This is a genomic window from Raineya sp. (genome assembly GCF_053497555.1).
This window is the reverse complement of record NZ_JBRCWE010000061.1, coordinates 1-9,046: the sequence shown is the minus strand read 5'-3', so window position 1 is coordinate 9,046 and position 9,046 is coordinate 1. Positions and strand designations below refer to the sequence as shown.

Annotated in this window: 8 protein-coding genes; 3 read left to right on the top strand and 5 right to left on the bottom strand. The window is 38.0% G+C overall.

Features of this window, described 5'->3' with window-relative positions:
- Positions 1–57 precede the first annotated feature (57 nt).
- Positions 58–414 (bottom strand): Rpn family recombination-promoting nuclease/putative transposase, encoded by a 357-nt coding sequence (locus ACWITO_RS07880; RefSeq protein WP_448529448.1) that lies wholly within the window; start codon positions 412–414, stop codon positions 58–60.
- 100 nt (positions 415–514) lie between these two features.
- On the opposite strand from ACWITO_RS07880, the gene ACWITO_RS07875 reads away from it, so the two are divergent.
- Positions 515–949 carry a hypothetical protein gene (locus tag ACWITO_RS07875; RefSeq protein WP_448529447.1) on the top strand — a complete coding sequence of 145 codons (435 nt, stop codon included), beginning with the start codon at positions 515–517 and terminating at the stop codon, positions 947–949.
- Between the two features lies 1 nt (position 950).
- On the opposite strand, the gene ACWITO_RS07870 is transcribed toward ACWITO_RS07875, so the two are convergent.
- Entirely contained in the window at positions 951–2,480 is a 1,530-nt protein-coding gene (locus tag ACWITO_RS07870; RefSeq protein WP_448529446.1) for an AAA family ATPase, read from the bottom strand.
- A 206-nt stretch (positions 2,481–2,686) separates the two neighbouring features.
- Between ACWITO_RS07870 and tgt the strand changes: the two genes are divergently transcribed.
- Positions 2,687–3,817 carry a tRNA guanosine(34) transglycosylase Tgt gene (tgt, locus tag ACWITO_RS07865; protein WP_448529445.1) on the top strand — a complete coding sequence of 377 codons (1,131 nt, stop codon included), beginning with the start codon at positions 2,687–2,689 and terminating at the stop codon, positions 3,815–3,817.
- 118 nt (positions 3,818–3,935) lie between these two features.
- Entirely contained in the window at positions 3,936–5,822 is a 1,887-nt protein-coding gene (locus ACWITO_RS07860; RefSeq protein WP_448529444.1) for a GAF domain-containing protein, read from the top strand.
- Positions 5,823–5,830: 8 nt separating this feature from the next.
- On the opposite strand, the gene ACWITO_RS07855 is transcribed toward ACWITO_RS07860, so the two are convergent.
- From ACWITO_RS07855 to ACWITO_RS07845, 3 genes are read right to left on the bottom strand one after another with little or no spacing between them, the layout of a single operon-like run.
- On the bottom strand, positions 5,831–6,553 hold the full coding sequence (locus ACWITO_RS07855) for a DUF3667 domain-containing protein (protein WP_448529443.1): 723 nt from the start codon (positions 6,551–6,553) through the stop codon (positions 5,831–5,833).
- A 22-nt stretch (positions 6,554–6,575) separates the two neighbouring features.
- On the bottom strand, positions 6,576–7,460 hold the full coding sequence (locus tag ACWITO_RS07850) for a flavin reductase family protein (protein WP_448529442.1): 885 nt from the start codon (positions 7,458–7,460) through the stop codon (positions 6,576–6,578).
- 1 nt (position 7,461) lies between these two features.
- A complete protein-coding gene (locus ACWITO_RS07845) occupies positions 7,462–9,027 on the bottom strand; it encodes a tetratricopeptide repeat protein (protein ID WP_448529441.1) in 1,566 nt (521 codons plus the stop codon).
- Positions 9,028–9,046: the final 19 nt, after the last annotated feature.

Below are 9,046 nucleotides of genomic sequence, written 5' to 3'. Positions count from 1 at the left end.
AAGTTTTTTTATTTAAATCCCTTGAAAACAATAAGTTAGACTTATAATTCACGTTAATTAGGATTTTCCTTTTTTTTCCTTTTTTTGGATTTCCTCTTCTGTTTGGTAGTCTAATTGAGAGCCAAAAATCTTTGCCCAATAATACAGCGTCCGCTTTCCGTAAAATTCTGAGCCACGAATTTGCATTTCAATATCATACAAATTACCATTTTCGTCTTCGGCTTTGATGTCCAGAATAGAGAGTTTTCCTTCGGCGTAGTCGGAAACATTATAGGGATTTTTGAGGGTTAAATCTGCGATTTGTTGGTGTTCGGGCAAGATTGCATTGATGAGCGATAAAAGTATATCCTTGTTCTCTTCGGAGCCGAATAGCTTTTTGAAAACCAAATCAATTTTAGGATTTACTTTTGCCATAAGAATTTTCCTTTAGAAGTTCCCTTTACAAATTTACAACTTTTTTGAATTTGGAGAGGTTTATCTATTAAATTTGCACTGCTCAAATTTAGCAAAACCTATGATTATCCCCAAACGTAAAGCCTCTGACTATCAGCGTCCTGAAATTGTGAATGAATTTGATGAAATTCATAAATACATTCAAGAAAAACGTACTCTGCGTGAAATTCAGGTAATAATGGAGGGTAGAATGAGTGATGAGGCAATTGAAAAACTTTACATTCGGGTACTCAAAGAAGTACGCCGTGCCAAAGACCGTCAGCGTGGTTTTATCATTATAGGGCTTATATTCTTGAGTATTGGTTTGTGGCTTTCACTTCGCAATATTTCTAACATTTTGCATCAAATGAGAGTCAAAACGGGAGACGAAAATTTTTATGTAAAAAACTCTTTTTTTGAATTTGCTCACCCTTTTTGGCTACTCATTTTTGGTACTATGGTAGTAAGTGGCTTGATTTTGGTGCTGACCAATCTTTTCCAAAAGCCAAGAATTTGATTTACTCGTACAGATGCACAATTTTTTCTAATTGCAAAGCTAAATTTTGCAAAATTTTACTACTTTCTTTCATATTGGCTTCAACAATTTCCGATAAATGTGCAGGTACAAAAAGATTGTTTTTCAGATGATTCAGTTCATCGGGGGCATCTTCTTGAAGTCTTTTTTGCTGACTTTGGATATAATTTTTTAGCTCTTGAGCTTTTTCGTTCCAAAACTTTTCTACCAAACTATGTGGTTTTTTCTTGATATACTCTATTTTTTCTCGTTCTACGGTCTTGATTTTCAGGGGTATCACTTGTGAATTGTGTAAAATTTCAAGCGTATGCTTTTGTAAAGCAAGTTTTGCCTGAATTTTATTGACAAGATTGTGGGACATATCAAACAAACTGATAGATTTCCACTCTTCTACATTTAGTTTTACAAAATCTGCTTTTTTGATGAGATTGCCTTCAAAATAGTTGCGGATATTGAGAACTTCTAAAAATTCAGTATCTACCGATTGCATTTCTTCTACCACAACTTGATGAGCAATGAGTGTTTCATTGCGAACATCTTGCTCAAACTCTTGCAACTCACGGCTCAAAGCCCCTAAATGAAGCGTAAGATGATAGCCGTGTTCTCTGATAATTTCCGAAAGTATCTGAAAAATAGCGGGAATTTGTTCAGGTGTATTCCAAAGGCAATGTACCATAAGGAAGCAATCCATCAAATCTACTTGCTTGCGTTCATTCAGAAAGGCGGAAGTACGCAAAAGACGGATAATTTTTTTCCAACGGCGGTCATATACCAAAATCTGTGGGTTGTGATGCTCGTTGTATTCCTCAATTTTGTGTTTTAGAATTTGTATCACATTAAGCACTACCTCAGGAACGTCTATGGTATCAATTTCTGCAGACCATTCCTCCAACTCAATTTCACTTAATTTCAGCTCGGTAGGCACGGTATCGGTATAAGCATCTTTATTGGAAGTTATCATTTGTAAAAAACTTTGCGGATTACGAATTTCTGAAACTTGCGAGCGTATCAGAAATCTATCCCACAAAGCCTCTAAACCTTCGCCTAATTGAGGCAATTCGTTGGAGGCAGAAATGATACAGCGAATATTTACTTGCAATTCTTGCTCACCATTCCGATAAATTCTTTCATTCAGAATGGTAAGCAAGGCATTCTGGATAGCAGAACTTGCCTTCCAAATCTCATCTAAAAACACCACATTGGCATCGGGTAAGTATTTTGCCGTGATGCGTTCATATTTATCTTCTTCTTTGAGTTTGCGAATGGATATGGGTCCGAAAATTTCATCAGGAGTGCTAAAACGGCTCATCAGATACTCAAAAGATTTGCCTTCACAAAAGGCATATTTGAGTTTGCGAGCCAAAAGACTTTTGGCAACACCGGGCGGACCAAGCAAGAAAATGCTTTCGCCGCTTACTGCCGCAAGCAAACCCAAAGCCAAAATATCATCTTTATCAAAAATGCCTTCGGCAAGGTGTGCAAGAAGTTTTTTTATGCGTTCTTTGCGTTTCATAGTTCTGTTTGTTTTCTTGTAAAACACAATCCGAACCCACGAGGCTCGGATTGTGCAACCTAACTAATCAAAAACTTACAATTATGAAAACTAACACTATAACTACCAAGTTCGGAAAAGGTTTCAATTTTTTCCAAAATTAGCAAGAAAAGAAATTCTTTTTTGGCTGAAAATTGGAAAATTAGCAGTTTTGCAAAAATTATGCTATGACTTTTGAACTATTACATACCGATAGCTCTTGCAAAGCTCGTTTGGGGCGTATTCACACCGACCACGGAACAATAGAAACCCCTATTTTTATGCCTGTGGGTACGGCAGGCACCGTGAAGGCGGTGCATTTCCGAGAATTGCACCAAGATATTCAAGCAGAAATTATTTTGGGCAATACTTATCATCTTTACCTACGCCCAGGATTAGAAATTTTACAAAATGCAGGTGGCTTGCATAAATTTGGCGGCTGGAATAAGCCTATACTGACCGATAGTGGAGGCTATCAGGTGTATTCTTTGGCAGAAAATAGAAAAATAACCGAAGAGGGCGTGAAGTTCAAATCGCATATTGACGGCTCGTATCATTTTTTTACCCCTGAAAATGTAATGGATATTCAGCGGGTAATAGGGGCAGATATTGTGATGGCTTTTGATGAGTGTCCGCCTTATCCTTGTGAGTATAGCTATGCCAAAAAATCGCTTATACTTACGCATAAGTGGCTCAAAAGATGTTGCGAGCGTATAGATAGCACTACGGGTTTGTATGGGTATGGGCAGGCGTTGTTTCCGATAGTACAGGGAAGTGTTTTCAAGGATTTGCGCCAGGAGTCTGCGGAGTTTGTTGCTTCTTTGGAACGTGAAGGAAATGCCATTGGGGGGCTTGCTGTTGGAGAGCCTGCCGAAAAAATGTATGAAATCACGGAGTTTGTGTGTGATATATTGCCTACTGATAAGCCTCGCTATCTGATGGGCGTAGGCACACCCGCCAATATTTTGGAAAGCATTGCTTTGGGCGTAGATATGTTTGATTGCGTAATGCCTACCCGCAATGCTCGTAATGGTATGCTTTTTACTACTCAGGGCATTATCAATATTCGTAACGAAAAGTGGAAAAACGATTTTAGTCCAATTGATGAGGCATTGGGAGGCGAGGTAAGTGGCTTTTATACAAAAGCCTATTTGAGGCATCTGATGATTTCCAAAGAAATACTTGCTTCGCAAATAGCAAGTATTCAGAATTTACGTTTTTATTTATGGATGGTTCGTCAGGCTCGCAAACATATCGCCGAAAACAATTTCTTGCAGTGGAAAAATAAAATTATCCCCCAGATTATGCAAAAATTGTAAAAAAGGCTTCTTTGGGCAAATTTAGGTGCTTATGCTCTTTGCTTTTGTATAAAAAATTTTTGTTTGCTTTGTTTTCTGCAAAAAATTACGAATTTTGCTTTGAAAAACTGAAAAATCAATGGCGAAAGAAAACCTCATTACGCGTATTCAGTCGCTGAATTTGCAGGTAAAGCTACTCATATTCTTGGGAATAGTGCTGGTGCTTAGCATTATCAATTATGCTCTTATCAGCTACGAAGAGGTAAATCTGGCAAATAGCACTTCGGGGATAGAAGTGGCTCAAAGAAACGAAGTAATTGCTCAAAAATTTGGTTTTTTGGCTTTTTCAGTTTTTCAGGGAAATGAAAGTTACAAAAAGGAGTTGGAAATCGCTATCAACGAACATCAGTACAATTTAGACCTGCTTGAAAACGGCGGAACCGTTGAAATTTTGAACAAACGTATTCCTGTAAGCCCTGTAACAGGTAAAACTCGCTCTAAACTCAATGAAATCAAGCAGTTGTGGGGAAGTTATAGAGAAAATTTATTGGCTGTTCTTACACAATCTACCGAAGTTACGCAAATAGATAGCACGCTTGCGGCGGGGCAAGTAACTTACACGGTGAAACGTGTGCCTAATCAGGCTCGCAGGCAGGCGATGGCTTTTGTTCAGGATAACACCATCAGCCTTTTTACACAAAATAGTGAATTGGGCGATTTGCTTTGGGAAGATTTTTATACCATAAAAAATCGTAATAGTACCCAAATAGCTTTGATATTTCTTGGGTACATTTCCCTCTTTGTGTTTGTCTATTGGCAATTTTCGGTGAATGTCGTTGTTCCTATTCGCAAAATTGCCAAAGCTATTCGGGGCATAGCCTCAGGCGATTTTTCGGTGCGTTTGCACTTCAAGCAAAAAGATGAGTTGGGGGTGCTTGCCGAAGACATCAATGGGCTTTCGGATAGCTTACGCAAAGCTACCGAGTTTGCTACTGCAATAGGAAATCACGAGTTTGAGGTTGAATTAAAGGCTAAAAATGAGCAAGATAAGCTCGTAATAGCCCTTACGCGTATGCGTGATAGCCTTAAAAGCATTGATGATGAAAGCGAAAGGAGAACTTGGGCAAATACAGGAATTGCTCTTTTCAACGATATTTTGCGTAAGCAATACCCTTCTTTCGAAGAGTTTGCCTATGCCATTACCTACAATTTGGTACAATACCTCAATGTAAATCAGATGGGCTTTTATTCTCTTTTTGAGGAAAGAGGAAAAAAGTATTTGAAATTAGAAGCCTGTTATGCCTACGACCGTCGCCGTTTTGAAGAGGAAATTATTGATTTGGAAGATGGACTACTGGCTCAGGCTGTTTTGGAAAAGGCTGTTATCAATCTTACCGAAGTGCCTGAAAACTATATTCGTATTACTTCGGGTTTGGGCGATGCCCCGCCTCGCAATTTGCTTATTGTGCCACTAATGGACCAGAAGGAAATTTACGGGGCAATTGAAATAGCTTCTTTCCAAAAACTTAAAGATTACGAAATTGAGTTTGTGAAAAAAATTGCAGAAAGTACTGCCACTACTATTGCGGCTATTCGTATCAATCAGGAAACAGAAAGACTGTACAAAGAAGCTACTGAATATGCTCAAAGAATGCAAGCCCAAGAGGAAGAAATGAGGCAAAATGTAGAAGAATTGGCATCTACCCAAGAGGTTTTGCAAAGACGTGAAAAAGAAACTACCGAAGCCTACCAAAAATTAGCAGAAGAGTATGAAAGAAAAATGGCAGAAATGACTTCCAAAGAACGTATGCTTTCCGAGCAGAAAAGCCAGTTACAAGCTTCGCTGGATATTAGTCAGGAAAACTATAAAAAGCTGGAAAAGCAATACGAGGAAGTGAGGGCGGCATTTGAAAAACTCAAAAACAAAGAAGCCTCAATGGCTTTTGCTATTCAGGAAAAGGATAAAGAAATTATCACGCTACGCAAAACAGTAGAGGAATTGCGAAAAGGCGGAACTACAGGGTAGGAAAAACATTACCTATTTTTGAAAAGAAGGTAATACAAAACAACCCCTATTCCTGTCAAAATGGAAACTGCCAAAAAAGCTATAAACCGAGCCAATAGGGCTTTTATGTAACTCAAAGGTTTTCTTTTTTCAAAAAACTGGGCTGTGAATACAATAGAGTAGATAAAACCAACCAACATTCCGTAGCCAATCAAATCTGCTTTTACAATAGATTGCACTATCCCTGTGAGCATTGTTATCAAGGTTTCTGCCCCCGATAAATAGCATTGTAGAACAAATATTTCAAAAAAATTATAGGTAGATTTGCGAAAAAATAATTTGACAAAAAAAGCAACTATCACAGCAAAAACTATATTGGCATACTCATAATTTTCGGATATAATTTGAGTGAAATTGGGCATATCTGCGTCATCAGTTTTTACTTCAACTTTGCTTGTATCAAAGCCCAAAAACTTGCTGGCGAGAGCATACAAAACAGAACAAATTATCAGGAAAGGGATAGGTTTTACAAGACGGCTTCTATTTTCAGTGATAAAACTCTTAATATTGGGCACGGGACTTGTGAAAAGTGCTTTTATCGTGAATAAAAAGCCTTTTTCAAAATTGAAAATTTGTGAAATTTCATCAAAAAAATAGGCTTTATCAATTCTTTTCAGTTGGATAGGGTGTCCGCAATGAGAGCAAAACTTGGCATCAGCGGGTAATTCGCTATTACAATTCTTGCAGAGCATATTTACCATAAGTTAGAGAACTTTATTTCAAAAGCACTCGCCAAGCCTCTTGGATTTTTCCTGCTTGCAAAAGTTCTTGTGCGTAAAGATGTGTTTGTCTGATTAGCTCTGTGCCTGAAAAATTTTGTTGAATGTTTTGCAAACGTTCATCTTGAAAACCCTGAATTTCTTCGGCAGAGGGTAATTTTTCTACATTAGCAAGTCTGCCCAAATTATTGCCCGTGAGTATGGAGCTATTACGTATGGCGTCAGGAAGTTGGTCAATACCTATACCTTTGGTAGTAAGGGGTTTGGGAATTTCAAAAAGAGCTTCGCCATTGGCACGGCAATACCATTCGCCGCCCATTCTGCCTACCAAATCAATTTTTCGGGCATCAATTTTACCTTTTGCATCTAAAATTTCTTCTTTGACGTGAGCCAAAAGAACCTCACAAATTACCAAGTTTCCTGCACCACCTTGTGAGCCTGTTTCTATAATTTGCAACACCTTACACTCAAAAGCCACAGGACTTTCGCCTACGCGTGGAGGTTTGACAAGCACCGAAGGAACTTGGGTAAAGCCTGCTTTGATAAACTCATTTACGCCTTTATCGTATTCGGTGCTGGCGAGAGAGGTTTGCTCTACCATAGCATAATTTACCACATTTATCACTACTTCGGGAACTTGACGAACATTTTCCAAAGTATGTTTGGTGGTATTATCGCGAACACGACGAGCAGGCGAGAAAATTAGGATTGGAGGATTTGCTCCAAAGGCATTGAAAAAACTAAAAGGACTGAGATTGATGTTGCCTTCGTTATCAAGAGTGCTTGCAAAAGCAATAGGGCGAGGAGCAACGGCAGAAAGCAAAACACTATGGAAATCAGCGATACTGACTTCTTTGGGCGAAATAGTTTTGATACTCATATTAAGCTACGCTGGCGTATTCTCGTTTTAATTTCAAAAGTTCAGTTTTTACACGAATAAGTTTTTTATCGGTGGCATCAATATCGGCAGTAAGAAGCCAATCTTCTATTTCTTTTACTGAAAAATTGAAGGTAAAGTTTTCGCGTAAAAGTTCATCAAGTTCTCTTTCTGTTTTTTCGGTATTTTGCATTAAGCCCTTTTGAGCAATGAGTTTGAGGTAAAGCTCAACAGCCTTATGGCTATGCGATTTTTCGATAGGAGCCAGGCGTTCAAGCAGTGTAAGGGCTTGGAAAAAGTTATCAGTAAGAATGTAAATTTCAATAGCATTGTTGTATGCAGGGATAAAGTCTTTTTTGAGACGAATAGCTTTTTCATAGTCTTCTGCGGCTTGGTCGTATTTTTTGAGAATATGATAGCAATTCGCTCTGCGTGTGTAAGCCAGATAATCAGGGTTTATTTCAATAGCTTTGCTATAAAGTGCGATAGCTTCCGAAAAATCTTTGTTTTCATAAGCTACCATAGCTTGAGCTATCAGATTATCGTATTCGGGGTTATGAATAAGTTGTGTATTTTCTATTTCAGTAGTGGTAGGTTCGCTTTCGGTAGTAGGCTGAAAAGTATCTTTTTCGTAAATAATCTCTTCTACGATTTCCTCGTTGGCTATTCCAGCAATATTTTCTTCTTTCAAAGATTCATTGATTTTTTGTTCAATTGCATCTACCCATTCTCGGTTATTATGAAATAGAGGTTTTTCGGATATTGGCTCGCTTTCGTTTTCTATGATTTCTTTTTCTATTTTTTTCTCGTTGGGGTTTGTAGTATTGATTTCGGCGATAGTGAAAATTTCTGTGGGGGCGGTTTTTTCTATTTCGGTAGTAGAAGGTTCGTGGGTAATAGTAATAGCTTTACTTTCAGTGTTCTGACGATTGAGCTGTGTTTCTAAATCAGCTATTTTATTTTTGAGCGATGAAAGTAGGCTTTCATATTCGCTGTTATTTGAGCTTTGCGTAGATTGCCAATTTTTTAGTTCCTTGTGCAAGATATCTTTCAAAACCACAGAAAGCTGTGTTTTGAGCTCACTTTGTTGCTCACGAGCAAAACTTTGCATTTGGCGTTCTTGTTGGTCTTTAAGCATTTTCAAAGCCACAAAGAAAAGCACCACACAGAGAGCTACAATGCCTAAACCTCCGAAAAGTAACATAGATGCTTGTTGGTTAATTTGCTGTTGGAGTAAAGAAGTATGGTTTTGTACAATTTGTCCAATTTCGTTTTTTCGTTCGTCTTTCTGCTTTTTCAAGTCGATAAGTTCTTCTGCGTATTTTTTATCAATTTGGGCTAAATAAAATTGCAAAGTATTGAGTAACTGCTTCTGCTGGGTGGTGTCTTTGGCAGAAAGTAATAAAATTTGAGCTTGCAAATTTTCTATCTGATAGCGATAGTTGTTTTCTAATGAACGAATTCTATCTTCTAATAAGCGATTATGTCTGCGTTGGAGCAATTCTGCTTCGCGTTGAGCCAAACAAGGAATAGAAATGAAAAAGATAAAAGCAAGTATGAGATTTTTCATTTTCTTATAGCTTTACAAG